This window comes from Paenibacillus sp. NPDC093718, from assembly GCF_050279985.1.
Classification (GTDB): Bacteria; Bacillota; Bacilli; order Paenibacillales; family Paenibacillaceae; genus Paenibacillus_AQ.
Map to the genome: position 1 here is coordinate 304,109 of NZ_JBNNUS010000002.1, position 25,782 is coordinate 329,890.

At 47.3% G+C, this 25,782-nt stretch carries 26 protein-coding genes; 9 read left to right on the forward strand and 17 right to left on the reverse strand.

The annotated features are described in order from the left end of the window. The first annotated feature begins 51 nt into the window (after positions 1-51). From ACQKPA_RS07160 to mscL, 5 genes are all read left to right on the forward strand, one after another. Positions 52-1,512, forward strand: coding sequence for an MDR family MFS transporter (locus ACQKPA_RS07160; protein WP_427490752.1), 1,461 nt, complete (start codon positions 52-54; stop codon positions 1,510-1,512). Between the two features lie 51 nt (positions 1,513-1,563). Next, positions 1,564-3,015 carry an alpha/beta hydrolase family protein gene (locus ACQKPA_RS07165; protein ID WP_427490754.1) on the forward strand — a complete coding sequence of 484 codons (1,452 nt, stop codon included), beginning with the start codon at positions 1,564-1,566 and terminating at the stop codon, positions 3,013-3,015. A 94-nt stretch (positions 3,016-3,109) separates the two neighbouring features. After that, on the forward strand, positions 3,110-3,997 hold the full coding sequence (locus ACQKPA_RS07170; RefSeq protein ID WP_427490756.1) for a TetR/AcrR family transcriptional regulator: 888 nt from the start codon (positions 3,110-3,112) through the stop codon (positions 3,995-3,997). 455 nt (positions 3,998-4,452) lie between these two features. Next, positions 4,453-5,136, forward strand: a complete 684-nt coding sequence (locus ACQKPA_RS07175) for a DUF1796 family putative cysteine peptidase (protein ID WP_427490758.1) — start codon at positions 4,453-4,455, stop codon at positions 5,134-5,136. 668 nt (positions 5,137-5,804) lie between these two features. Continuing rightward, positions 5,805-6,203 (forward strand): large conductance mechanosensitive channel protein MscL, encoded by a 399-nt coding sequence (gene mscL / locus ACQKPA_RS07180; protein WP_427490760.1) that lies wholly within the window; start codon positions 5,805-5,807, stop codon positions 6,201-6,203. A gap of 315 nt (positions 6,204-6,518) precedes the next feature. Here mscL and ACQKPA_RS07185 read toward each other — a convergent pair whose 3' ends face one another. From ACQKPA_RS07185 to ACQKPA_RS07200, 4 genes are all read right to left on the reverse strand, one after another. Beyond that, on the reverse strand, positions 6,519-7,067 hold the full coding sequence (locus ACQKPA_RS07185) for a DinB family protein (RefSeq protein WP_427490762.1): 549 nt from the start codon (positions 7,065-7,067) through the stop codon (positions 6,519-6,521). Between the two features lie 237 nt (positions 7,068-7,304). Continuing rightward, positions 7,305-7,607: a VOC family protein gene (locus tag ACQKPA_RS07190; protein ID WP_427490764.1), complete on the reverse strand. Its 303-nt coding sequence runs from the start codon at positions 7,605-7,607 to the stop codon at positions 7,305-7,307. A 4-nt stretch (positions 7,608-7,611) separates the two neighbouring features. Further along, complete coding sequence (locus ACQKPA_RS07195) at positions 7,612-7,758, reverse strand: hypothetical protein (protein ID WP_427490766.1); 147 nt, start codon at positions 7,756-7,758, stop codon at positions 7,612-7,614. 15 nt (positions 7,759-7,773) lie between these two features. Then, positions 7,774-8,406, reverse strand: coding sequence for a nitroreductase family protein (locus ACQKPA_RS07200; protein WP_427490768.1), 633 nt, complete (start codon positions 8,404-8,406; stop codon positions 7,774-7,776). Positions 8,407-8,792: 386 nt separating this feature from the next. Here ACQKPA_RS07200 and ACQKPA_RS07205 point away from each other — a divergent pair, with 386 nt between their 5' ends. After that, positions 8,793-9,404 (forward strand): TetR/AcrR family transcriptional regulator, encoded by a 612-nt coding sequence (locus ACQKPA_RS07205; RefSeq protein WP_427490770.1) that lies wholly within the window; start codon positions 8,793-8,795, stop codon positions 9,402-9,404. 203 nt (positions 9,405-9,607) lie between these two features. Here ACQKPA_RS07205 and ACQKPA_RS07210 read toward each other — a convergent pair whose 3' ends face one another. The 11 genes from ACQKPA_RS07210 to ACQKPA_RS07260 all read right to left on the reverse strand — a co-directional run bounded on the left by ACQKPA_RS07210 (position 9,608) and on the right by ACQKPA_RS07260 (position 22,559). Beyond that, positions 9,608-10,768 carry an NAD(P)/FAD-dependent oxidoreductase gene (locus ACQKPA_RS07210; protein WP_427490772.1) on the reverse strand — a complete coding sequence of 387 codons (1,161 nt, stop codon included), beginning with the start codon at positions 10,766-10,768 and terminating at the stop codon, positions 9,608-9,610. Positions 10,769-10,827: 59 nt separating this feature from the next. After that, positions 10,828-11,550: a methyltransferase domain-containing protein gene (locus ACQKPA_RS07215; RefSeq protein ID WP_427490774.1), complete on the reverse strand. Its 723-nt coding sequence runs from the start codon at positions 11,548-11,550 to the stop codon at positions 10,828-10,830. Next, complete coding sequence (locus ACQKPA_RS07220) at positions 11,537-12,694, reverse strand: type III polyketide synthase (protein WP_427490776.1); 1,158 nt, start codon at positions 12,692-12,694, stop codon at positions 11,537-11,539. The genes ACQKPA_RS07215 and ACQKPA_RS07220 overlap by 14 nt, the downstream gene beginning before the upstream one ends. A 227-nt stretch (positions 12,695-12,921) precedes the next feature. After that, positions 12,922-13,251 carry a hypothetical protein gene (locus ACQKPA_RS07225; protein ID WP_427490778.1) on the reverse strand — a complete coding sequence of 110 codons (330 nt, stop codon included), beginning with the start codon at positions 13,249-13,251 and terminating at the stop codon, positions 12,922-12,924. 215 nt (positions 13,252-13,466) lie between these two features. After that, positions 13,467-14,753 carry a Gfo/Idh/MocA family protein gene (locus ACQKPA_RS07230; protein WP_427490780.1) on the reverse strand — a complete coding sequence of 429 codons (1,287 nt, stop codon included), beginning with the start codon at positions 14,751-14,753 and terminating at the stop codon, positions 13,467-13,469. Positions 14,754-14,781: 28 nt separating this feature from the next. Continuing rightward, complete coding sequence (locus ACQKPA_RS07235; RefSeq protein ID WP_071221824.1) at positions 14,782-15,669, reverse strand: carbohydrate ABC transporter permease; 888 nt, start codon at positions 15,667-15,669, stop codon at positions 14,782-14,784. 20 nt (positions 15,670-15,689) lie between these two features. Beyond that, a complete protein-coding gene (locus tag ACQKPA_RS07240) occupies positions 15,690-16,580 on the reverse strand; it encodes an ABC transporter permease (protein ID WP_260067316.1) in 891 nt (296 codons plus the stop codon). Between the two features lie 82 nt (positions 16,581-16,662). Further along, on the reverse strand, positions 16,663-18,387 hold the full coding sequence (locus tag ACQKPA_RS07245; protein WP_427490784.1) for an extracellular solute-binding protein: 1,725 nt from the start codon (positions 18,385-18,387) through the stop codon (positions 16,663-16,665). 119 nt (positions 18,388-18,506) lie between these two features. Continuing rightward, the gene (locus ACQKPA_RS07250; RefSeq protein ID WP_427490786.1) at positions 18,507-19,850 is read right to left on the reverse strand and encodes a response regulator transcription factor; all 1,344 of its coding nucleotides are present in this window, start codon (positions 19,848-19,850) and stop codon (positions 18,507-18,509) included. Next, complete coding sequence (locus ACQKPA_RS07255) at positions 19,835-21,598, reverse strand: sensor histidine kinase (RefSeq protein ID WP_427490788.1); 1,764 nt, start codon at positions 21,596-21,598, stop codon at positions 19,835-19,837. The genes ACQKPA_RS07250 and ACQKPA_RS07255 overlap by 16 nt, the downstream gene beginning before the upstream one ends. A gap of 178 nt (positions 21,599-21,776) precedes the next feature. Then, positions 21,777-22,559: a phytanoyl-CoA dioxygenase family protein gene (locus ACQKPA_RS07260; RefSeq protein ID WP_427490790.1), complete on the reverse strand. Its 783-nt coding sequence runs from the start codon at positions 22,557-22,559 to the stop codon at positions 21,777-21,779. Between the two features lie 124 nt (positions 22,560-22,683). On the opposite strand from ACQKPA_RS07260, the gene ACQKPA_RS07265 reads away from it, so the two are divergent. Continuing rightward, complete coding sequence (locus tag ACQKPA_RS07265) at positions 22,684-23,571, forward strand: helix-turn-helix domain-containing protein (RefSeq protein ID WP_427490792.1); 888 nt, start codon at positions 22,684-22,686, stop codon at positions 23,569-23,571. Between the two features lie 79 nt (positions 23,572-23,650). Here the strand turns inward: ACQKPA_RS07265 and ACQKPA_RS07270 are convergent, their stop codons facing one another. Then, positions 23,651-24,406, reverse strand: a complete 756-nt coding sequence (locus ACQKPA_RS07270) for a siderophore biosynthesis protein (RefSeq protein ID WP_427490794.1) — start codon at positions 24,404-24,406, stop codon at positions 23,651-23,653. A gap of 7 nt (positions 24,407-24,413) precedes the next feature. Then, entirely contained in the window at positions 24,414-24,905 is a 492-nt protein-coding gene (locus ACQKPA_RS07275; RefSeq protein ID WP_427490796.1) for a hypothetical protein, read from the reverse strand. Positions 24,906-24,979: 74 nt separating this feature from the next. Here ACQKPA_RS07275 and ACQKPA_RS07280 point away from each other — a divergent pair, with 74 nt between their 5' ends. Further along, positions 24,980-25,180 carry a hypothetical protein gene (locus ACQKPA_RS07280; protein WP_427490798.1) on the forward strand — a complete coding sequence of 67 codons (201 nt, stop codon included), beginning with the start codon at positions 24,980-24,982 and terminating at the stop codon, positions 25,178-25,180. A 102-nt stretch (positions 25,181-25,282) separates the two neighbouring features. Next, positions 25,283-25,768, forward strand: coding sequence for a hypothetical protein (locus ACQKPA_RS07285; protein ID WP_427490800.1), 486 nt, complete (start codon positions 25,283-25,285; stop codon positions 25,766-25,768). The last annotated feature ends 14 nt before the right edge of the window (positions 25,769-25,782 follow it).

The following is a 25,782-nucleotide window of genomic DNA, read 5'->3' on the forward strand; positions in this document are numbered from 1 at the left end:
AAAACTAATAAGTATAATTTGCAAATTATTAAAGAAAGTAGGTTCACCATCATGTCAGATCCATCTGCAATTGTTCGTAACACATCAGAAGAAAGAGCTTTTACAATCAAAGACATTATGGCGCCATTACTGGCCGTCATCATCGGCACCTTTATGGTCCTGTTGGACAGCACCGTCGTAAATGTCGCCGTACCTACGCTAGTTCAATATTTTGATAGCCCCCTGCATACCATTCAATGGTCGATAGCCGCATACACGCTTGCATTGTCAGCGGTCATCCCTCTCGCGGGATGGCTGTCCGATAAATTTCAGCCCAAGCGTGTGTTTCTCATATCGATCGGATTGTTTACGATAGGATCCGTGTTATGTGCTTTTGCCCAGACAGCCGAGCAGCTCATCGCCTTCCGGGTTATTCAGGGAATGGGTGGCGGAATGGTATCGCCGATCGGAATGGCCATGGTGTACCGTTTGGCACCTCCGGATAAAAGAGGTTCTATTATAGGAATGTTTGGAATTCCACTGCTGCTTGCCCCAGCGCTCGGTCCCGTATTATCCGGATGGTTGATTGAGTTTGTCAGCTGGCATTGGATTTTTCTGATCAATCTCCCCATTGGCATGATCGGATTATTCGTGGGAATCAAACATCTGCCTTCCTTTCCAGGAAAGGACGCTACGTCTCTGGACATTGTTGGCATGATACTTGGGCCCATAGCTTTTGCCATGATTACTTATGGGGTCAGTGAGGGTGGGGTAAGCTGGACATCCGCCAGAACGTTATCCGGAATCATGATCGGCGGGATCGCGCTGCTTCTCTTCATTTGGTCCTGCTTGCGGCAAAAACAACCGTTGCTTGAACTGCGAGCGTTCAAATCGGCTGATTTTACTCGTGGTATCATCATCTCCTGGATCATGCAGGCAGCGATGTTCGGTTCCGTGCTTCTATTCCCGCTGCTTCTTCAGCAGATTAGAGGTTTCACTCCGCTGACGACCGGGCTCATCCTGCTGCCGCAGGCAGTCGGTTCCATGATCTTTATGCCTCTGGCAGGAAAGCTTTTTGATAAGGTGGGCGCACGTCCCCCGCTTGTGGCCGGAATGACGCTGATGACAGCTGCGTTGTTCACAATGTCTTTTGTCCGAACCGATACCCCTTTACTACTCATCATGATCGTTTTGTTCTTCATGGGCTCGGGCATGGGGTTATCGATGATGTCCCTGAATACGCATGTATTAAATGCAACCCCTAAGCACCTTGTAAGCCGGGTTACTCCGCTCACAAGTGCATCACAGCAGGTCATCGCTTCGTTTGCCGTAGCCGGCTTCACGGGATATTTATCTTTCCGGATGACATCAAGCCTGCCGAGTAACCCTGTTGGAACCAACCTTCTGGAATCCCAAGCTGCATCCTTTGCGGACACCTTTTTCCTGGCTGCCTGCATTGCTAGTGCAGGACTGATTCTCGGCTTATTTCTTAGAAAACCCAAACAAATAACCGATGAATCTTCGTTCCATTGAACAGCAGACATCTAATAACCACAATAACCGTTACACATAGGAGGAGCTTACTTGAGATTCGGAGAAATGGTTATCATACTATTCATTATCGCTTTGGCTATAGCTACGATTTGGGGACCAAAATCGAAAAAAAGCCGGCTGATTTACTCGTTAATCGCACTATATATCGTTACGGTTGTGCAGATCATCGTGGAAGACTGCCGGTGGCAAATGATCCCTTGTTATGCGGCTTCCGTTATCCTGACGATTTGCATCATTTTTAGAAAAAACGAAAAGAAACCACGCAGCAAGAGCAGGAGAAGATGGACAGCCTGGTTGTGGACCACGGTATTGTTCCTATGCGCTTCAGTCATGGTTGCACTGCCTCTCCTGCTCCCTGTATTCGCATTTAATCAACCTCAGGGACCCTATAGTGTGGGAACTGCGGTATACCATTTTATTGACAATGACCGGCCCGATGAGTACTCTGCCGATCCGACGGATCACCGCGAGCTGATGGTACAGTTATGGTATCCTTCCGAGCCCGAAACGGGGGAAGAAGCCGAACCCTATATCCGTGATGTTGCAGCGATTACACAAGGTCTCGAACAGGCCTTGTCCTTTCCTGCCTGGACGTTAAGCCATCTGGGTCTCGTGGAGTCCCATGCCTACAGCAATGCCCCGCTGTCCTCCATGGAGCAGGAATATCCGATCTTGATCTTTTCACATGGCATGACGGGTTTCCGCAACCAGAATACCTTCCAGATCGAAGAGATGGCCAGCCATGGATATATCGTGGTCGGAATCGACCATGCCTATGATGCGGCTGCAACCGTATACCCGGACGGCCGGGAGATTCTGATCAACAAGCACCAGCTTTCAGGTTTTGAAGCGCTTGACGAGCACATGACATTATGGACTCAGGATGTATCCTTTATTTTGAATCGGCTCGAACAATTGAATAGACAGGATGAGCAGGACCGTTTTACAGGCCGTCTTGATCTGGAGCGAATCGGCATGTTTGGGCATTCTTACGGAGGTGCCACTGCAGCCCAGATGCTGCTGAAGGATGCTCGAATCAAGGCTGCGATCAATATGGATGGAACCTTATATGGAGACCCCATGCCGAGCACGGGACTTAATAAGCCATATTTACAGATGAATGGTGAGAAGAGTATCGATAAGTCGATATTCGATAACTCGCTGAATCAAGCCATGGCACAAAGCGGCCAAACACGAGAGTATTACGAAGATTTTTGGGAGGAAACGGTAAGGCGTCGCATGAATGCTCTGCAGGGAGGCGGATACACGATGACGATCCCGCATACTTCCCATATGAGTTATACGGATTTTCATCTATTCTCTCCGCTGCTGCCTAACCCGGGAGAGGATCCAAAATCGGTTCATCGCATCATAAACGAGGTAAGCGTTGCTTTCTTTGACCAGCATCTCAAGGGAATACGGAATAACGCCATGGAAGAACTGTCGAATAAATATCCGGATATCGAGCTAGTTCAAGATTAAGGCACCTTTCTTATGCCTGTGGATTAGCTCTGCAAAAAACGATATGATAGTGATCGAATCCGGTTTATTTGTACATCGTTAAGGGGGGCGTGCTATGAGTTTGTTAAAAGAAAAAATATTGCAATCGGCTATTCGTTCCTTTGCCGAAAAAGGATACCAAGCGACTTCGATTCAAGATATCGCGGATGATTGCAGCATCGCTAAAGGCTCAATCTATAAATACTATGGTTCCAAAGAAGAGTTGTACATCCGTATTCTGGAGAAACGACAGCAAGATATGATTGATGCCGTAGAACAGATCCGCAAAAAAGGTTTATCCCGCAGGGAGACATTTCTTGAGGAAATCGCTTATCAGTTCGATTTTTTCATCGAGCATGGATATTATATATCGCGTGATCATAACGAGCTCCCACCGGCGAACAGTGACAAGATCGGTACCGTCATCCATCAGCTTCAATTGAATATGTTTCGTTATTACCAGGATATTTTGCTCCGTCATTACGGGGATTCGATAGCGGAATGGAAATGGGATGCTACAGCCGTCTTTAACGGATTGATCCGCGAGTATACCTTTCATGTCTTGTTTGGATTCAAACCACTCATTCAAAAGGAATTGGCTGTTTTCATTGCTGAACGAATGGATGATCTCATGCTGGGGTTGGAACAACGTGCTCCCCGTCCCTTACTCACCGATGAACTCATGAAGGAATATTCGATGGTTGATTTAGAGGCACTTACTCATACGCAAGAAATACGAAGAACGGCGTTGATGAATACGATTGAGTCGATTATCCCGGATATGCCCATCACGAACTCCAGAAAAAAAGACTTGTCTGAGGTATCGGCGATGCTGCGGGAAGAGTTCACTGCTGAACGTCCACGTTCCTTTTTGATCCAAGCGCTGCTTAAGGATCTGTCTTTGGAGAATGAGCTGACTTTCTACACCAATCAACTGCAACAGTTGATTCGAGAAAGTAATTGAGAGGATATCCAAGGAAGCCCTCTCTGTCTCTTCACATTGGAATCTGTCCGTGAATCATTCAAAGAAAAGAAGCTGCATGCTTTGCGGCTTCTTTTCTTTAAGTACATATGATGTCTCTTGTATTCGACCTTCGCTTGATCCCCATTTCAATGCATCTCCCGGCATTCTGCTTGTTCTAACTCCAGTTCCCTGCACGTCCCCACAAGCATAATGCTTGTAATTGCAAATAAAATCATCATTACATTCCTCATAATATATCACCTTCTTATATGTTCAATTAACCCCAGTCTAAACCATAATGAAAGATTCACTTATCGATTAACCTTTCTGCAAGCTTACATCTTTGTAAGACACTCCGATCAAAACAAACGTTTCCCTACCTATAAATGTCCATACGACCTGAAAACAGGCTGAATACGATAATCATAGACGAACATGAGAGAGTGGTGACAAATGTGAAGCTGGTAGATGTGAAAGGCGCTTATGATGTGATCATCAGCTTGGGCAGCTGGTGCGGGCCATCGATCAATTTGCGGCAGCGGCAGCTAAGACGCTTTTCTTTCCCGCTTGATTGGATGATAACGAACTCCATTTCGGATGTAACCCGGTTATTGAGCAACCGCTTCATCGGATTTATGGAACTTGAGCATATGCGAAAGATTGAAGGCACTTCCGCTCTTTTGGAGGATGGAATCGCCACGCCTGCTGAAGGAAGACCGTACCATGATGCTCATTTCATTCTGGATACGCAATATGATATGATCTCCGTACATGACTTCCCGATTTGGCCCAATCAAGATTGGACGCTATCGTATGCTTCCTATAAAGAGAAGATAAATCTTCGCATTCGCAGATTCTATGAAGTTCTAAACAACAGCCGATCCGTTTTATTTATCAGGTGGGGGGAAGTGAATGCCCCGGAGGCTGCTCTGCTTCATGCCGTCTTATCCTCGTTCGTAGCCGGCACGTGTAATATACTTTTTCTTCGAACCATGCATGATATTCAGGATGTGCAAGAATTGGATTGGGGGATCGACGGCGTTTGCACCCTCCAGGTTCCCATCGACCGTCCTAATGATGAATCCATTTGGAATCAAGCGATGGAAGGGCTTTACTTGACAGGCTACTGGAAGGACTAAGAATACCTGTAAGAGCATCTGATGGATATCACAACGAAACGTAAAAAAAGCTGCCGCTAATAAGCGGACAGCTTTTTTTGATATTTTGGCTGTAGTGTAAGGACAGATGAATAGATATTGAACGAGAAATGATTTTTATTTTGTTGTTACACTGTGACAATTGAGCTGATTAAAATACGGGCGGATCAAAAGAGAATGCTTAAGGTAACATACGAGAAGGTGTACGTGTTCTAGTTTCCTTTGCTCCCTCCATCCATTCTTAATAGTTCACAGAAAAGACCGCATCAATATTGGTGCGATCTTTTCTGTGAACTAAGAAACTACAAGCTCTCAATGCCGAGGAGGTTCTCGTCAAGAAAGCGAACGATTGAGCAAATAATCGTCCCAACTAACGCCATAAACGAACTTTTCCCCACTTTCAATAATAGAGTCAGTGTGGTGCAATACCTTTAGCAGGCTCATCTGCAATGTCGCTGTTCGTCCAGAATTCATAGCTGCGAAAGAGCTTGCATGTTATAACCTCTTCTGTGCCAAGCTTGATGTTGGCAATTTCCGTAAAAAAGATACGACTTAACGATCTTGCGCATTCCACTAGTTGCTGATAGGATATTTCGAGTGGTAGATTAATGACCGCCCTACATTTTAGATTGAAAAGCAGGTGACGCATTATGAATTTGTTAAAAGAATTTAAAACCTTTGCGCTTAAGGGTAACGTGCTGGATTTAGCCATTGGGGTTATTATTGGTGCTGCTTTTGGCAAAATCGTATCCTCCTTGGTGAGTGATATCATCATGCCGGTGATTGGATTGATTCTTGGCGGGGTGGATCTATCAGGGCTAAAGGCGACAATCGAGGATGCAACCCTGACGTATGGGGTATTTCTTCAAACGGTCGTGGACTTCCTGATCGTCTCGTTCTCGATCTTCATGTTCATCCGTACACTTAATCGCTTCAAACGCAAGGAAGAAACGAAGGCGGAAGAGCCCCCGGCTCCATCGAAGGAAGAACTGTTATTGACTGAAATTCGCGATTTGCTAAAACAACAAAATAAGGCTTCCGAAAAATAAGATGGAACTGATCTAGAGAGTGTGTTTTCGATACGAGAACACGCTCTCTTTATCGTTTAATACTTATTTTATTGACAGATCATGTTAATTTAGGGCTGCGAGGTTGCAATAAGCAGCGTAGCAGCCCTTCATTTTACATCGTATTTCGAATCCCTTTTCATGACACCGCAGGTCGAGATCATGCTCTTAGACTAAAGCCGAGGGATTTGCCCCTTTATTTCTAATGATTCGCCACCTACACTGATCCACACAGGGTAATGCTTTTTTGGAGCCGTTCGGAAAACGATCCTGCTATGCTCCCCATGGATACATGTATTATTGCTTGTGAACAGCATAAAGGAAACGGCAATAACCGATCTCAGCCGCGTTTTTCATCAGTTCTAGATTTAGCCAGGCTGCCAATTCATGAAAAGGCTTATCCGTGAAAGGCCATAAAGTTCGTTCCGTAGAAAGGAACGCTTCGTCCGTCAAAGCCGATATTTCCCGTTTCCACTCGCTGCTCAATTCATTTATTCTATCCCTGGTCTCTTGGATGTTACCCATAGAATGGATGTCTTCACGGGCCAATGTCCCACTGCCGAACGAATGATTCAGCACCATAGACCACCAGTATGTGATATGCCATGTCAGCCATGATATATTCGGCGGGCCAATTTCATACTCCTCGGATTCCGGCCATTCTGCCAGCCAGATTTCAGATTCACGGTAAACATGGAACCCCTTTGAAGCAGGTCGCCAATGAAACTCCTCGTCTTGAAGCCCCGTGAGATGCAAGTCGAGCAACTGCCAAGCGATTTGGAACTGGAAATCAAGAGTACTTCGAATGACTCCTGTCGGATTAGGTGAAAAATGTCCATACTGCATAACACCCCTCCATTCAACGTAATATTCAAACAATTTTATTTAATGTCTATATATTTAATAAACATATTAAAATAATGTTTGTTTAATGTCAATAAGTTATCCATGCATCCCTTTTATTCCCGTAAGCTCTTGACTGCCTCAATGACACATGCTTGTATCCGGGACATCATCTCCTCCAATAGCAGAAAAAAGCCGCATTCCATGCGGCTCTTTCAAAGCTGCAGCATCTGCAGCAATTTAACTTTTCTCTTGTTCAAGCAACTCAATTAGCAATTTCAATTGAGGAAGCGTATCCATATAGGCATACGCATAATGTCCCACTGCATTTTCCCCTTTTTGCAGGATAGGGATTTGGTTGCGCTGCCACAAGCTGATTTTCTCCTTCATTCCATTTACAAAAAAAGCGATATGATGAAAGCCTTCACCGTTGCGGTCCAAACTTTCTCGCCATGTGCTCGGATGATGATCCGGTTCGATCAGCTCCAGCTGGATCGATCCCAGTTTGAAGAAAGATAGCTTTGCGCGCGCCTCTGTAGGCATGTCTTTAAAACTCGGTTTTTTCGATATCGAATGTATCCGACCAGAACCACCCGGGATTCTCCATGCCGAAGAAATCAGCATATGCCTGACTTGTTGCTTCAATGTCATTGACAACCAATCCGATTTGAGCGATGACGTTAGTCTCTAGCATATTCTTATCCATGTTTCAAAACCGTTCACGGATAACCACCTGATCCACAGAGAAACGGCTCGTTTGATGCGCCGGTTGTTCAGCATAACCCAAAGTCAACATCAACACCGGAATATAACGATCAGGAATGTTTAATTCTTTCCTTAAAGCTTCTGCATCATATCCTCCCATTGGGCCTGAATCAATTCCATGCGCCTTTGCGGCTAACATAAGCTGCATAGCTGCAAAAGAGGCATTTCGAATGGCATCATGTATCCCCGCATGCTCAGTATTTTTGTAATAACTGTTTATATCGCTGACCATTGCATTTTTAACTTCCTCTGCCATGAAGCCTGCACGAACCGTTTCTCCATATACGTTCTCAGCATTTTCATTCGCTTTCGTGTCACCGAGTACAATGACTACCGCTGAAGCGTCAACAACTTGTTGCTGATTAAATGCGATAGGAAGTATACGGCTTTTGTTATCCTGATTCTGAATCGTGACGAATTTCCAATGCTGTAGATTCCATGCTGAAGGAGCTGTAATCGCTGTATCTATAATCTGATTCAACGTATCTTGAGGAATTTCAATCCCTGTTTGATACTTACGAACACTGGTGCGTTGTTTCATAACATGGATAACATTGCTATCTACTACTGTCGTCATATTAAATCCACCTCTTTTATAGTTTGAAAAACAAAATCTTTCACTGACGGCAAAGTTCCGGCCAAGTAGAAACCCCAAAGGTTAAGAATTCGTGCCAGGATGGCTTACAACGAATCGTATCTTCAAGAGGGACTCAACCTCCTTTCTCTCGATATTGTAATAGTTACTGCAGAGCCGCTTCCGTTGGTTTAGGACCTCGGCTAACAACCTTTAGTCCATCCACAATGAGGTAACAAAGTGGAAAAACGTGGCTACTGACCACATGTTAAATTATAACTTTACAAACGTCAAGTTAAATTGAAATAAAATTCAATTTAACTTGACTTATGTTCAATCAGAACGTATCATTCTTTCATAATAACTAGCGTTGTAACGGAGGTACTACAATGGGGGAAATTCGAAATGCCGAACGTACACGAAAGAGAATTCTTGAGGCAGCAAGAAAAGAGTTTTTTGATAAGGGATATACAGGTGCGCGGATAGAAGTCATTGCAAAAAGCGCTGATGTAAAAAAGCAATTGATTTATCATTATTTTAAGGGAAAAGAGGAGCTATTAGTGGCTGTTCTGGATCAAATGAAAGCTGAAATGCCGGATTGGGCAACCCAACTCCCTACTCATCCAGTGGATATTGCGGAGCATCGATTCCGAATTTTCAGTCAAACCAGAATGGATTTCTTAAGGTTCACCGCTTGGGAAGCACTTGAAACGCAGCCGCAACAAGATGCCAGAAAAAAAAGAAGAGAGGAAACACTTCAATCGTACGTGGAAGATATGAAATTGAAGCAAGAAGCAGGTCTTGTGTCAGAGGATTTAGACCCGGAATTGCTAACGTTGGCGATCTCCGCTTTGAGTACTTACCCGCTTGTCTATGGGGATGTTACCAAGATGATAACTGGCTACGAACCCAGCGACCAGCAATTTCAAGAGAAATGGTCGAAGTTTCTCACAAAGATTAGTGAGCGAATCTTTAGCAAAGATGGCAATCAGGAAGGTTAAAGTCGCAAGTTTTTCAACCTGATGCAGCCCCTACGCCGCCCGCATCTCTGTAATTCCTGCAGCTAATATAAGAAAAAGCAACCGATCATGCTGACCGACTGCCTGCTTGTTCATTTAGCGTTAGCGTATCTCATCAATTTGCATAGAATCATGCATCTAAAGGGTAGTTTTGATCGTTGTATGGTGAAGCACCGTCTGTTGTCTCAATCATCCATCCGTTTATACCCTGTGCCCGATTCGGATAAGCGGGTAGCTTTTACGATATAGGACGCCAATCCTGGAATCATCCGGGCGATGCCTGGATAGAAGCGGTTGGTTTTGGCAAAAGCAAGGTTCTGAATTCTCCTTGCCCTTCTGAGAAGCACCTTAAACGTACGATTAGCTTCAAACGTATATTGGTCTCGCCATTGTTCGAAGTTTAATTCTCCATGTAAATATTTGTGTGTCCAGCCGGAGCATAGCCATGATGATCGCAGAGCAACCGACATCCCGTCCCCGCACAGCGGCGGAAGCATCAGCATCGCATCGCCGATATGCGGATATTCCGACCATGGATGCGGAGTATTGGATAAATGAAGCGGGGCAATCGATACCTGGGTTCCCGAAACAGGCTCCCCTTCTGCCATTCGTTCGGTTAACCTTCTGTTCGTACGTGAAGCGGCCCGTAGAATTTCCGGCACCGATTTGCCGCTGCCCTGCACTGATTTCAAGGTCAGCAACGCGGCTACATTGACCATCCCATTTTCAATCGGCGAAATTCCGACATAACCCCCCTCGCAAAAATACAGCTCAACCCGAGCAGGGATCGTAATGCCGCTATAATGCGATTTTACACCAACGTACACGGTATCATCCCGATACGCCTCGGCAGAGGCAACGCCGCGTGGCCTTTTTGTGCCGTACGCACCAATAACGGCCCTTGCCTCATATCGAACGGCCTCATTCCCTAGCCTTGCGTCGACTTTATACCGATGATCCTCCAGCTTCTGAATATTGGTTACGGTTGTTCCCGTGACAATGTCCGCGCCCGCGGTCACTGCATTCTCATGCAGCAGGCGATCCAGTTCATAGCGGCTGATCCCGGTTGCCTGCCCCGGTAACGGAGCGTTAATCTCACCGCCGTGCGGCATTACGATTTTGGCGTGGTCCATGGAACTAGGCTCAACCGTTTCACGTAATTGGACCCCTAGATAGTCCAGCATCTCTTTGGTCTCTGGAGACATGAATTCGCCACAGGTTTTATGGCGCGGAAAGGATTGCCGGTCCAGCAATATCGTACGATGTCCTTGTTTTGCAAGCTGTAGTGCACAGCTAGTGCCTGCTACTCCCGCTCCAATGACGATGACATCCGCTTGCTTTGACATATATAAACACCTGCCTTATAGCTTGCATGAAGAACATTCATTTGGTGACGAGTAGAGGACTAGCGAGTCCCCTGTTTCGGGATAACAACGGAATAACGGAACAACGACTTCCATTTATAGGTCATGGTGTCGTGATTGAGCTGCTTTTTCAACTCTCTCCAATCCTTCCCTTTAAATCCCTTAGCAACCGATAACGGACCATCATGGCGAATATAACGATTGCGGGAAATGATGCGCGTCGTAAGCCAGACTGCCGTGTAGGGTACCGGATGCCGATGAATATCATTGATCACGACCCCGTAAATAGAAGCTCTCAGCATATGCGTCACCATCTCCACCAGCTGCTCGCCCTGGAAATGATGGAGGAACTGGGATCCTGTCACGATATCAGCCGATGCATCGGATAAATCTCTAACATCGGCACGCCGAACTTGAATCCTCGGTTCGTTCATAAACAAGCGCTTAGCCTCATCACAGGCTTCTTCTGTCATATCGACCAAGGTGATATTCAGCTTGATATCCCTTTGATCCGACCATTGCAGCAGCTTCTGGTTTACATCGCCTGAACCCGCCCCTACGTCCATGATGCTAAGGCTACTCGGGCTGCCCATCGATTTCCAAAGCTTCTCCACGCCGTCTAAGGTAGGACCAGGCGCCGCGAAGATTCGATTCAGTCGCCTTAAGTGCTTCAGCGCTTCGATCAACTCTTCCCCTCCCATGGAAAAGTCATCCATAAGCTCCTCTTCCTGCGCCCGGATGGATAAGGTTCTAAAGAAGGACATGGTCCAGATCCTTAACCGATGACGTAAATGCCTTCACGTAAGTAAATCGCATAAGCTCCGCGGTCAGGCCTGGGCCGAAGGCCATGGCTACCCCTTCCGTGGAGGCTTTGTTCAGCTCTTGCATCTCCTTACGCATCGCACTTAACACAAACATTATGGTCACGGAGGAGAGATTCCCCGCCGTTCTTAAAATGCCCCTGCTGTATTTGGTTTGTTCATCGGTCAGGCCCATGACTTCCTGGACAGAATCCACGATACCCCGTCCGCCAGGATGGATGGCCCACAATTCAGGGAGCTTATCTCCCTTCAGCAGAACACGCATTTCTTCCTCAAGGTGAGTACCGAGCAGCTTGGGAATACGCGGCGATAAAAAAAGATCAAAACCTGTATTGCCTACCTCCCACGTCATATCCTCCGTTGAATCCGGGAGCACGACCGAATAACCCGAGCCGAGCTCCAAATAATGTTGATGATCCGTTTCCGGGTGACCGATAACACAAGAGGAGGCCCCATCACCGAAAAACGAAGCAGCAAAAAGCGCTTCCCTTTCCTTGACCGGCTGAAAATGAAGGGTGCAAAGCTCCACGCACACAATCAGAACCTGCGACGCCTGCGCTCCTCTGACAACATCCCTTGCCATTTGAATCGCTTTAAGGCCGGCAGCACATCCCTGAAATATCAACGGCAGACGATTGACGCGCGGAGAAAGCCCCAAATGACGGATCAACAGCACATCCATGCCAGGCTGGTATTGGCCCGTGCAGCTGACCGTAATGAGATGCGTGATTCGATCCGGTGACATACCGGCATCTTTCATTGCCTTCTCGGCTGCTTCTATGCCAAGCGGGAGGGCCTCCCGCTTGTATGTATCCATGCGTTCCTCGGTTGTCGGGATGTCCGACTCGTCATGGGAAGGCAGATAGCGGCATTCTTCCAATGAACCAAGGTAGTTGGATTCGCAAGTATAACGAGTTTCAACACCACAGGATCTAAATACTCTTCGAGCAAAGCGGGCCAGATCGGGTTGATCCTGCAGCGTAGAAGCAATTAAATCCGCAATATCCGACTGTGCCACCGAATGTACCGGCAATGCCGTGCCCATCCCGAGAATCGCAACATCGGATATACCGTTTGTATGATTCATGCTAACCTCCTGTATCGTCTTGGAATTAAACATGATTACCCTTCCCTGGGCATTTTGAATTCGTTCAAAGACATACTCTAGAGATTAGGATAACCCGAGCATAGCAAATTATATCCAATTCAAACCAAATGCTTAATAAGCATGACCGCAATCTCAAAAAAAAACCACAGTTGTCGTGGTTTTCTTGGCTACTTATGATGGTTACACTTATGTAAAAGAAAACGCCATTATTGTTGATCCTGAACGAGGATCCTACGTTCAGATTCGTCCAACTGACTTCCCAGAAGCTCAGCATTGGCAAGAAGCACCCATTGGTTTAGTTCATCGTAACCGGATACCTCGGCAATGATCCGATAACGAGGGTACATCCATTCAGCAGGGGCGCATGACTCCAGAGCGGACGTGTCCGTCAAGCCTACGGCCCGAGGTTCCAACAAATTAATCAATGTGCCTTGCGGAAAAAAGGCCTCGATGTATCCTTCCACTTTAGCGCCGACGGGAAATAATTGTTGGGTCCGAGTGCCGTTGTTGTCAATTTCAAAATACCAGGTTCCCATCCCCGGCTCCTGAATATCTTTTAGATATCGTATAATCGTCATCTCCTATCGGTTAAAGCAAGCTTTCAAGAAATTCGGCTAAATTTCTAGGTTTATTTTACCATAGCCAGCCACTCGGCGCGGCGACTTGCTCAGATATATCAGATATATCTCTTACCTTTCTGTAATGCAAAACAAGCCCGATTGCAGCAGCAACCTCCTTGAGTATCTACATATTAGTTCCCGGACTTCGTACTCATTGATGGGCTGATCTGCTGCGCAAACTCCTTCAGATCGATGACCTTTCCATCCACTCTCGACTGCTCAGCCGCAAACGCCATGAGATGACTTTGAACGGAACGGCTTGCCGAAGTCAGCCCTTGACCGCTTCCCCCTGACTGCACCAGTCTCAGAAAATCCTTGATCAGGCCCATATCACCGCCGCCGTGTCCGACATGCCCGCCTCTATCCTCAAAAGATATTCGCTCGATCTTGCCGCTGCCGAAGTGAATGATCTCGATTTCATTCTTCTCCATGGCGCCGCGGATTTCCCCGCGGGTTCCCATCAGCTTGATCGTGCGGCTGACATCTCGCGTAAACGCGCTCATCGTGAAGGCGACCGTCACACTGTTGGCAAATTCCATATTGACAACCTGATGATCCACCACGTCATTGTCGCAATGGTATACGCATCTGCCGTACGGACCCTCCAGCAGCGCTTTATATCGGGCATCATAACTCATATCGTCGCTGATCGCCGACGTTGGCCAATTCGTATCCTCTGTCAAATACAGATCAGGCGCATAATAGAGGCACTGGTCCGAGACCGGGCATCCTTCCAGACAACGTTTGGGTGCGCCTTCCGGTGCTTGCGCAGCCGTAAAATGGCTCAGCGAGCCAAAAGAGGATACACGAAGGCAATCCGAGTCGGTAAGCCAAAGCAAAATGTCGAGATCATGACAGGATTTGGCGAGAATCATAGGGCTGGAATCTTCCTTGCGACGCCAATTCCCCCGGACAAAACTGTGCGCCTGATGCCAATAGCCCACGTTCTCGTTATGCTGGATCGACATCAATTGGCCAATGGTCTCGCGCTCCAGCAGTTCCTTTAAAGTTGTGAAAAACGGCGTATATCGCAGCACGTGACAGATGGAAAAAATCAACCCGGCCTGCGAAGCCATCTCGCCCATTCGGATGCACTCTTCGGGATCCGGAGACATTGGCTTTTCCAGCAGCACATGGTAACCGGCCTCTAGCGCCCGCATCGTCGGCTCGAAATGCTGCTTATCCTGGGTGCATATTAATACCGCGTCCGCCAGCTTGGGCCCTGCAAAGAAATCATTCCAATTCTCGTAGCACGCCGAATCTTGAAGTCCATGCCTAGCTTTAAACTGTTCCCTCCGCTGCTGATTCGGTTCCGCGACGGCAACCACCTCAAGCTCATGGGGATGCAGCAGGGCATATTCCATATAATTGATGCCTCGCAGTCCTGCTCCGATGAGGGCAACCTTAACCTTATTCATCCGTTTCTTCTCCTTTTTTTGCAATTACTTATTCTTTGACGCTTCCGACCGTCATCCCTTTAACGAAATACTTCTGCAGGAACGGATAGACGACCATGATCGGCAGCGCTCCCATGAATATTTGGGCAGTCCGGAGCGTTTTCTCGCTCAAATTCTCCATCGCCTTGATCTGCTCGATCGATATCGAAGTCATTTGGGAGTTGATTGACATAATGAGCGTGGATAAATAGGTTTGCAGCGGATATTTATCCGGTGAATTCAAGTATAGAATTCCGTCAAACCAAGCATTCCAGTGTCCCACAATGGTAAACAGGCCGATCGTTGCAATGGACGGCAGGGAAACCGGCAGGTAGATACGCCATAATATTCTCCAGTGTCCTGCGCCGTCAATCGTTGCAGCCTCTTCCAGCTCCTTCGGGATCGTTCTGAAGAAGTTCAGCATGAGGACCATGTTCCAAACATTGAGCGCCCCGGGAAGAATCAGCGCCCATACGGAGTCAATCAAGCCGGTATTCTTTACGATCATATAAGTGGGAATCAAGCCACCGCCGAAAAACATCGTAATGGCAAAAAACCACACGTACGGCGTTCGGAACTTAAATTGATGATTTGATTTCGATAAGGGGTATGCGGTTATGAATACCAAAAACATATTCACTGCCGTTCCTAACACAACCCGCGTAAGCGAAACCTGAAACGATCGAAAAAACTCCACCTTTTCACCCAAATAGCGGTAAGCATCCAGGTTAAAGCCGACGGGCCAGAGCCTCACTTCTCCCGCCATCGCCGCTGTATTCGAGCTTAACGAAATCGAGAGCAAATGAATGAACGGAATGATACCGAGCAAGGTGATTGCGGATAGAACCAGCGTATTCAAGATTACAAACAGCCTTCTGCTGATCGTTGGTTTGTGCATTTTCCTACCTCCACTCCAGCCTAAAAGATCCGATAATTGTTATATTTATAAGCCGCATAGTACGTCACAGCCACGAGAGCCAGAGAAATGACGGATTTAAAGAAGCCGACTGCGGCGGCAGGTCCGAATTGCTGACTGAACATTCCGAGCCTATAAACGAAGGTATCGATAATATCCGCACCTTCATAAACCGTCGGGTTGTACATAATCAGAATCTGTTCGAAACCGGCATTGAGAATTCCGCCAAGACTTAATACACCCAGCAGGATGAGAATCGGTGCCATGCCAGGAAGCGTAATATGAATCATCTGTTTCCATCTTCCTGCTCCGTCTACTTCTGCAGCTTCATACAGCGTTGCATGGATTCCTGTTATGGCTGCGAGCATAACAATCATGTTATAGCCCATCCCTTTCCATACGTCTGACCCGATAATGATCCCACGGAACCAGTGGTTATCCAGCATAAACATGATCGGTTCCATATCGAGCGCTCCCAGCAAGCCGTTTACGGGACCATTCAAGGAGAACAATTCTATGATAACGCCGCCAAGCACCGTCCAGGACAGAAAGAATGGCAGGAAGATGGCGGATTGGATAAAACGCGAGAACCATCTTCGGGTGACTTCGTTGAGAAGCAGTGCCAGAATTAGAGGCACCAGTAAAAACAAAATCATTTTGAATACGGAAATGACAATGGTATTCCACAGTACCTGCTTGAAATCGGGCAGTTCAAATACATATCGGAAATTATCAAAGCCAACAAATTCCGAGTGGAAGAACCCGGCGAGCGGCTCAAACTGTTGAAAAGCCATCACGAGGCCGGCCATAGGCCCATAAGCATATATTAACGTGACGATAACTCCAGGCAGCAACATCAAATGCAGCAGATATTCTTTTTTTAGCGTTCTCACAGATGAACCTCCCCGTCCATTTAAAACGGGAGGAATCTGCCAACTTCATAAAGGCTTATCCTCCCGTTCTATCATTCAAAGATTATTTGGCACTCTGCTGGCCGTACCAATCGTTGACCTCTTGCGTAATCTGATCGCCGCCAAGCGACTTCCAGCTCTGTACGAATTTATCAAATTCGTCCAACGAAGCCCCCATGACGATCTTGGTGAAGGTTTCCTGCATCAGTTTATCGAGCTGGGATCCCTTCTCCACTTGTGTTGCCGTGGGAAGACCGTAGAATTCATTGTTCACGTAAGCCTGATTTTCTTTGATTTGACGCGTCATTCCCCAGCCGCCGTCTTTCGCCGCCCGACTGAAATACTGGCCCCAATTTACGCCTTTTGAAGCATCTGCGGTATTACCGGCAAGGTAATCCTTTGTTGCTTTGAAGACGTCGGCCACATTTTTGTAGTTCTCGTCATCCAGCGTGATTTCCGATTGGTTCGCGTCAAGCGCTTTGTTTACTTCCGTATAGATCGTATCGATTTGGGCCGGATTATAAATCCGTGGGTTGAACCAATTGTATACATATCCTTTTTCCGCTTTATTCTGATCCATGTACTTTTTGTTGCCCATCTCGATGTAGAAGTTGATCATCTTAATGGCGGCTTCCGGATTCTTCATTTTTTTGTTCACGACCACGAGCTTGTTGCTGCGAATCTTGGGCACCATCGATTTCCCGGGTCCATCCAGCCCAGGAATTTGAAGGGCAATCCATTCTGCCTTAGGATCTTTATCCACATTGAGATTCAATGGCCAGTTCGGATACCACCATTCGCCGTACGAAATACCGACCTTGCCTGCGGTAATATCCTCAACGGACTTGTTCTCGTCCTTCAAGGCAAATTCCTTATCCAGAATTCCTTCCTTGTACCAGGACTGCAGCTTGCCCAGCGCGGTCTTTACTTCCGGCTGAATGAGTCCAGGTATAAGCTTGCCGCTGTCGTCCTTAATCCAGGCCGACTGGTTGTCCCCGATGGACGGATAAGCGCCAAATCCATTGAAGAAACCTCTCAGGTCAAAGCCCCAGAAGAACAGATTCTTCTGCATCGCAATACCGTACGTGTCACTTTTACCGTTTTGATCCGGATCCTGCTGCACAAAGGCCCTTGCAACCTGTTCCAGCTCATCCATGGTTTGCGGCGGCTGCAAATTCAGGTTGTCGAGCCAGTCCTTCCGGATCCAGAGCAGCTGGGTGGACAGGAAAGGATCTTCGAATCCGGGAATCGCGAGCAGCTTGCCTTCCGACGTAAACGTCTTCATCGCAAAGCCGCCGTCAGACTCCATGTATTTTTTCAGTGCGGGCGAAGCATAGTCGTTGTAAGCTTGGGTGAGATCGGCAAGCATCCCCTGCTTCTTCAGCTTCTCGAAGTTCTTCTGGTCCAGTTCCATAATATCCGGCAGATCCGCCGAAGCCATGGCTAATGAAAACTTCTGTTCGAACTGGCTGGAAGGCACTGTCCATTTGTACTGAACCTCAATGTTCAGCATGTCTTTGAGATCTTTGAAGTAAGCATTCTGTTCAGGTGTAATCCCTTGCGGCGTTCGCGGGTCTTCCGGCGGATTGTAGCCGAGCACTTGCGTGACCGTGACCGTTTCAGGATATTTGCCTAGAGGGTCGGGCGGTGCCGTATTAGTTTTTGCATCCTCAGTAGAGGTTTTGGCCGGCGTCCCCTCAGATTCTTTTACCTGATTCGAGCATGCAGCCATTACCGAAAGCGTCATCGCGCTAATTAACATCATCTTCGCTAGTTTGAACCATCTCATGATTGCTTCCCCCTTTATCTGGCGTAATCTTGAAATCTGTGCTGCTTACGTCTCATTATAGATTCGGCCCGAAAGCGCTATCAATTTTAAGTTTTTTACATCTCTTTCACTTTTTTTACTTATTGGGTATTTCGGTATTCCTGAGGGGAAACCCCCATCTTTTTCTTGAAAAATGTCGTGAAATAAGAAGGAGATTCGAATCCGAGCCGAGTGGCAATCTCCTGCAATTTCATATTCGTATGCAACATCAGATGGAGCGCTCCCTCCAGCTTCTTCGCCTGGATGTACTCCAGAAGGTTGTGCCCTGTCAGCTGCTTGTAGTAGCGAGACAGATAGGACGGGTTAAAATGGACTTCCTCCGCAATCGCGGTCAAGGAGACGTCCCCGGATAAATGCTCCACAATATATTTATGGATCTGGTCGATCACATCGAATTTCATATCATCCTGCTTGAACCGGTCGTAATCTCGCACGTTATCTTCAAGCTCTTTAGCCTTTTCAATGTCCACAATGACCATATTTTGACCAAGCGCTGCCCTGCTCTGCAGCATGGATTGTATAACATCAAGCTGCTGCCCCGAGGTATCCCACTTATGTAGCAGATTGCCGGATATCCCGAAAGAAACATGAACACCGAGCAGTTCCTCGCATTCATTTTGGACCAGCTCCAGGATGCCCCTCATATAAGATATAAACCTGTGCCAATGTAGCTCGTACTCCGGCTCATCCCCGCGAAAACGATTCCGAAGCTCCGCATCCGGCTGCAGCAGCCATACCTGTAAGGCATCATCCAGAACAGCATGCTCACATGTAAATGAGGAGGGCAAATCGTTGATAAACGTCATCTGAACAGCTTGCGCCACATCCTTTGTTTTCGTCTCCGCTGCGCCGCTGATCCTGCCCATGATAAAGAATGCCGGCTGGTCTACATCAATGCGGAACTCCACTTCTTCATAGCGAGGCTCGGACAATAGACGATGAACAGGTTCTCCTTTCAATACCTTTCGTATCAGCTCCCGTTTCAGCAGAGGCTCGGCGATTTGAAAATGCACTTTTGCCTTTTCCGCCTGGATTCTGCGACGATTCTCCTCATCAAGCTTAGAGGAGGCCTCTTGAACAGCTTGAAAAATCGGATCGATTCCTTCGGTTTTCAGGATGTAATTATCCACGTTTTTTCGCAGTGCTTCATGTACATAATCAAATTCACTGTAACCGGTCAAGAAAATGATTCGGCAATGCGGCCAATAGTATGTAATTTCATCAATCAGTTGAAGCCCGTTCTTATGGGGCATTCGTATATCGCTGACCAGGATGTCCAGCTTCACTCTCATGGCAATTTCCAGCGCTTCCTTGGCGGAATAAGCTTTGCATACATCCAGTTCCAATTGTGCATGCTCCTGAAATAGCTGAACCAAGCCGTTAACGATGACAGGTTCGTCGTCTACGATCAACAGTCTATACATGATGATGCCTCCTCTATCCCATCGATGATAATGATCAGATCCACCTTTAAGCCGCCATAGGCGCTGCGCGAGATGAATAATCCGCTGCCTGGCCCGTATTTAAGCTGAAGCCGGTTGTTCACGTTGACCAAGCCTGTTTTTTCAATATGCTTCGAATCCATCGCAAGCTTATCCTGCAAATGCTGCAGCATGTCATTCGTTAGCAGCTTCCCGTTATCCTCCACCGTGACACGCAATTGGCCTTCCCGGTAATCGCTGCTGATGTACAATTTCCCCTCCTCCATGCCGTCTTCAAACGCGTGCTCAAACGCATTTTCTACTATAGGCTGTATGATGAGTCTCGGAACGGTAATGAACGGAGGGATGTCCGAAATTTCTTTATGCTCATATGCAATCCGGTTCGAGAAGCGGATGCCTTGAATCTCGCAGTAATCGAGCGCATGCTTGTATTCCGTATAGAAAGGAACCTCATCGGAGCCGCTTCTCGTGATGTATTGATAGTAGCTTCCGAGCTTTTGCGAGAGCTCCGCTGCGCTGTCCGAGTCTCCAACCTTGCACATCATATAAATATTGAAGAAGCTGTTATATAGAAAATGCGGATTGATCTGGGACTGCAGCTGCTTCAGCTGCGAGTGCTGCAGTGCTATTTTTTGCTCATAGTTTTCCTCAATCGAATGTTTGAGCTTATGCGCCATCCTGTTGAACCCGTTAAATACGTAATGAAACTCATCTTTGCTTCTGGACTCGATCATGATGTTCAAATTATCGGTTTCGATCATATGAAAGGCTTTGACAAGCTTGGACAGAGGCCTGTGGATCATCAGATTAACCGAGAACGAATAGAGCACCATGACGGTCACCGCCAGAATAAACAACGTATAAAACCATGTAATGAATTGGCTTAAAGGCCGCGTTATTTCATTTTGGTTCACATACATGACCAGGGACAGATGCAGCGCGCTAACTTCATTCTGGATGATAAAATAGTCTACGCCATCCAGCTCCCCCGTCCCCGATACACTTTGCTCCGGGCTGGGATTGTCCAGGATATGACTCAAAATCTCGGATGACTCATCGTCCCGCGAAGCTGTCGTTAATATGGTCCCCCCTTCTTTACTCCCGAGTAATACTTCGGATTCCGGATACAGCTTGGCAATTTCGCTTAAAGCCCCCAGCAGCTTGGATCTGGAAATTTCGATGTAGGACCAGATGCCGCCGTTATTTTCGGTTTCAATCAGAAAAATCCGGTCACCGCTGCGGTAAAAAGAAGGCTTGGGCATAACCGACATCATGGAAGATATCCGTTCCATTTCCTTATTGGGCGTGTTGGTTACGCCCGTTGTGGTGGAGATCGTTTTCCCGATATCTTTTACGTAAACACCGGCGCTCACAATGTACTCGCTAGAGACCATGAGGGTTGCAAGCCGATCCCTGACCTGATCAATGAGCTCCACCTCTTCATAGTCTTCCAGCATGCTGCCCCGAAAGCTCAGCTTCTGCAGATCCTTGTCATTTAACAGCTGCAGCTGTAAATTCCGGATAAAATACATCTCTTTATCGAGCTGCTTGGAATAGAAGGATGCGCCTGCCGTCGCAGAGTTCAAGAGGGACTCCTTCGTAACGGACATCCCCTTATAATTCAACCAAATATTCATCGAGATGAGAGGAAGTAATAATAGAATAAAAACGATGACGATTTTCTGATATACAAACCATTTCGATGCTTTGCCTGGAGCTTGAAGTTTCATGCGTTCCCCCCATTTTGTATCAACCGATCTATTATCATCTAGTATAGGGGGGCTGGCTGACATTACAACGAATTATTTTTACATGTTAGGTGTGAACTGAGTTTCAGGCATAGAAAAAAGCCCCGCAAGGGGCTTTAAGCTCTTTGAATTCAGCAAAGGGATCAGCACTATGATGTGGTCATTTCGAACCGATGATTTCATATTTTGGCTTCACGTTGTTGAAATCCGGATTGGTTCCGCTTACCATTAGACCCATTCCCCAATCGAAGTGAACATCCGCTGTAGGGACATCCGTTGCATCACGATATTGGAACAGGATGTTTCTCCGCGTACGATCGCTCCGGTTCACGTCCGAGCCATGAATGGTCAGGTAATTAAAGAAGAGCACATCACCCGCCTTGGCTGGGCACGGGGTTCCCGAAGATAATGGATACTCCTTGTGGTTCAAATAGTAAGCGCCGATATGCGGCAAAACGCCCTGTTTATGGGATCCCGGCACAACGCATAGGCAGCCGTTCTCCATATCGGCATCGTCGAGATGAACGCTGGCTGCTAACATGGTGTGATCGCGATGTGGGAAATACGGATAGTCTTGATGCATGGGAAACGCGGCCCCGTTAGCAGGAGGCTTCACCAGCATTTTCGAATGATGCAGCTGCACATTTGGTCCGATAATTCCGTTCAACGCTTCTGTCATACGGGGATGGATTGCCGCTCGCATGAACGCGGCATCATGGTAGTGCACATCGTGAAAACCTTTCAGGACCAGCTTCTTAAGCTGCTCAGGCGGCAGGAAGTCACCTTGCCAGGCATGGTTTTGATCTGATTTGGCGCGTGCCGCCCTCTGGATGATCCCATCAACTGCCGCTTTCATATCCTCAACTTCCTGTTGATTATAAACGCCCCGGACCAGCAGGTACCCATTCTCTTTGTAAAATTGCACATCCTTCTCGTCAATCATCACCATGCACCCTCTCGATATTTTATGGAATATCTAGTTTAATTATAGTAAGGGCAAGCGAAATCGTATTTGCACGGGGATGACGACGTTTTGCAAAATTACGCCAAAGGAGCTGTAAACCGCCTTGTATCATTGGAGCAAAAGCGAGGAACGCCTTAATCGTTATGCCGGACGGCTTGAGGGTGAAAGCCTCTCGTTCCTTGTCCATTACTGGGGGACCGTCCGGCATTTGACAGCCAATTCCATACATCGGCATTCATTCTATGAGATTTGTTATGTGGACGGCGGGACCGGTGTATATACAGACGGAAATGAGACATATCCCTTATATGAGGGGGTAGCTTTCTGTACACGCCCAGGTCGGTTACATCAGATTAAAGACGTTCACGATCTGAATCTGTTGTTCGTTGCGTTTGAAGCGATGGAGAAACCGTCAGCTCCGGATGTATCGGTGAAATACATGGAAGCGCTTGATCGATGTGCTGTTTGGACCGAGCATGCGGGCGAATCACCCGCCACCCAAATATGGAAATCCATGCTGGTCCGGTCGGAAGCCGATGACTCGCTGCCTGCATCGCTTCTGCCCAAGCTGGCGCATGTACTCCTGCAATCCTTTCCTGGACTGCTCGGGGCTTCCGGCAGCTTCGAAAGCGCTCCTCTCCTATCATCCGCGTTACAACTCATTCAAAAGGCAAAGTTGTACATAAGAGACAACCTCAGCGGGCCTGTGTCACTACCCGAAGTGGCGGCTTACCTGAATGTGTCCGAGCGGCAATTATCCCGATTGTTTGCGGAGAGCATTCATGAATCCTTTACCTCCATGGTTCGCACCGAACGGATCCGGGCAGCCGAGTTACTGCTCCAGCACACCCAAGATCCCATCAAGGTGATTGCAGAGCGAACCGGGTTCTCATCCATTCATTACTTCACAAGGCTGTTCACCAAGTTCAAGGGCATCCCCCCTGCCGCTTATCGAGCGAAATGGGCCTTAGAGGCGGATCAACAGGAATGATCTCGCAGCCCTCCATTCACGAGGCTGCTTGTATTTCTAACCTGGACATTCGTCATCATGGCCTAGCTTAAGACGCAGTTCAAGTATATTCCAAGCAAATGACAGCCTTGCGCAGCTCCTTTGAGTAGAACAGGTATAACGCATCAGCCCCATAGGCCTGAAAGTAATATCCCGTTAACCGACCAATATATGTAAAAGTATTACCCTCCGGCGTACGGGGCACATGCAGCAGATTGGTCTGCTCGAAGCTCAGCCAGTCCTCAAGAGATTCCCCCTCTTCCTGCAAATCCCGCTGTGCTTCATCCGACATAAATCCGATGTCATCCAGGAGTCCGTTAATCTCAGGAAAGCTCAATCCCCAGCCCTTTTCCAGCTTTTCCTGGTATTCACGTTTCAGTTCATTCGCTGATCCGGCAGCGCGGCCGAATGACGAGTATGGGAAGATATGTCCCTGCTCTTCATAGAACTGCTTGCGAGCCATAAAGTCCCGCTCATTGTCGGCATAGGCTTCTATCAGTGTTTCATGATCCGGTTCCTGCTCGAGTAAAAAGTAGTTCCAATCCGCTTCGAACCGATATTTTCCGTTCACCACATCAAAGCCAAGCATATCCTCCTTGGTAAACTGCCGGTGTTCGGACACGGTTTCTTCACCGACGCTGCCGTCGTAAATTTCTTTGACGGACACAAAGTGCAGCCACTGATCCTCGCCGGGAAACAGGCACTGCAGATTTACGGAAATAATCGGAAGAAAATGCTGCCGGTACCGCTCCACGTCGCCTTCGAATACATCCTCGTAAGCCGGAAAAGGACGAATATGCGATTTTGATATATTCATAGCTTGCTCACTCCTTAAATTTAGGGGATCCCGCGAAATTTACGTATCGTTTCATCTTCTGCTCAAATTCCGTATCATAGCGGAATTGCCGTGGGTATCGATCTTCGCGCAGCATTTCGTACAATACCGATTGTCCTTCCTGGTAGCGGACCGCAAACTCACATTCATCATAAAATTTGCGGGATAGCCGGCGAATCTCGTTACCCCCACTATGGCTTCGCCAACCCAGCTGAATCATATCCAGCTGATCCAGCGGATCGCGATACGTGTCCAGCACGATGCAGGAGACCGAATCCTCCACCTCATGGTATACCAGAACATGTCCGCTATTCACCGGGCTATCGAAGTACCGTTCATATATATTTCTTACGGGAACCGTTATGCCAAGCCGATCCATCACCGCTTTGAAATTCGGGTGTACTTTATACTCGTCAGAGCGTTCATCCGGATACCATACGAGCTCGGAAATCGACGCTGTAATATTGAATTCATATTTCATCTCTCGTTGCCCCCTCATACGGGATATTCTACCATATTTCATTCCTGAGTTTGTATTCCCCACGCTTAACCACGGTGACTTGGCGTGTTATAATTCGGTTAATTCACGCGCTGTCCATTCTCATTCAAGGTGCTCTTCATTTCCAAGGTGAAACCAGCGACGAAGAAACCTATGAGACCAAACCGGATTTTCTCGCCCATGTGATGCCATCACTGACTGATCTTTTGGGAAGCGAGCAAATGGATGCCCTGCTGGAATATTTATCGCTTCAGTAAAGATGTCTGATCGTTTAATCTAACCGTACCATTACAAGGTATATGTAATCGAAAGGTGCAATGGTTCGATGTTCACAAGAAATAATAAATAAGGAGATTCGCATGACAGGAACTTTAACTTTAATCCGTTATAACGGAACCGAAAAACACGCTTTGGCCGAATCCAAAGCCTATGCAACCCGCAGCCAAGTCAATGAACGGCCGCAAATCATGCTCTGGTTCGAGACAGAGACGGAACCCGAGCCGCTCCAGTCTTTACCGGACTCGGATGAATTACTGAACAATCCGGATGCGGAGCTTACGATTTATCCGGATACGTTAAAACTCGATGTCTTTGCTCCGCTGGAATTTACGATTACCCAGGGTTATAACGAGAACTCCAGAAGCCTGGATGCAAGGCTGTATTACTTTGAGCACCAGGAGGTCAATGATAACCGGGGACGCATCGAATATAGAGGAAATGGCGTATTTTACGTATATTGGACTGGGACAACGATGGACATCAACTATTATGACGGCAGTAAGCCGGATACCAGACTGGAGCTGGAAGGCGAGTTTACAATGGAGAAATACGTGGATTGGTTATAAAGAAAAATAGATAA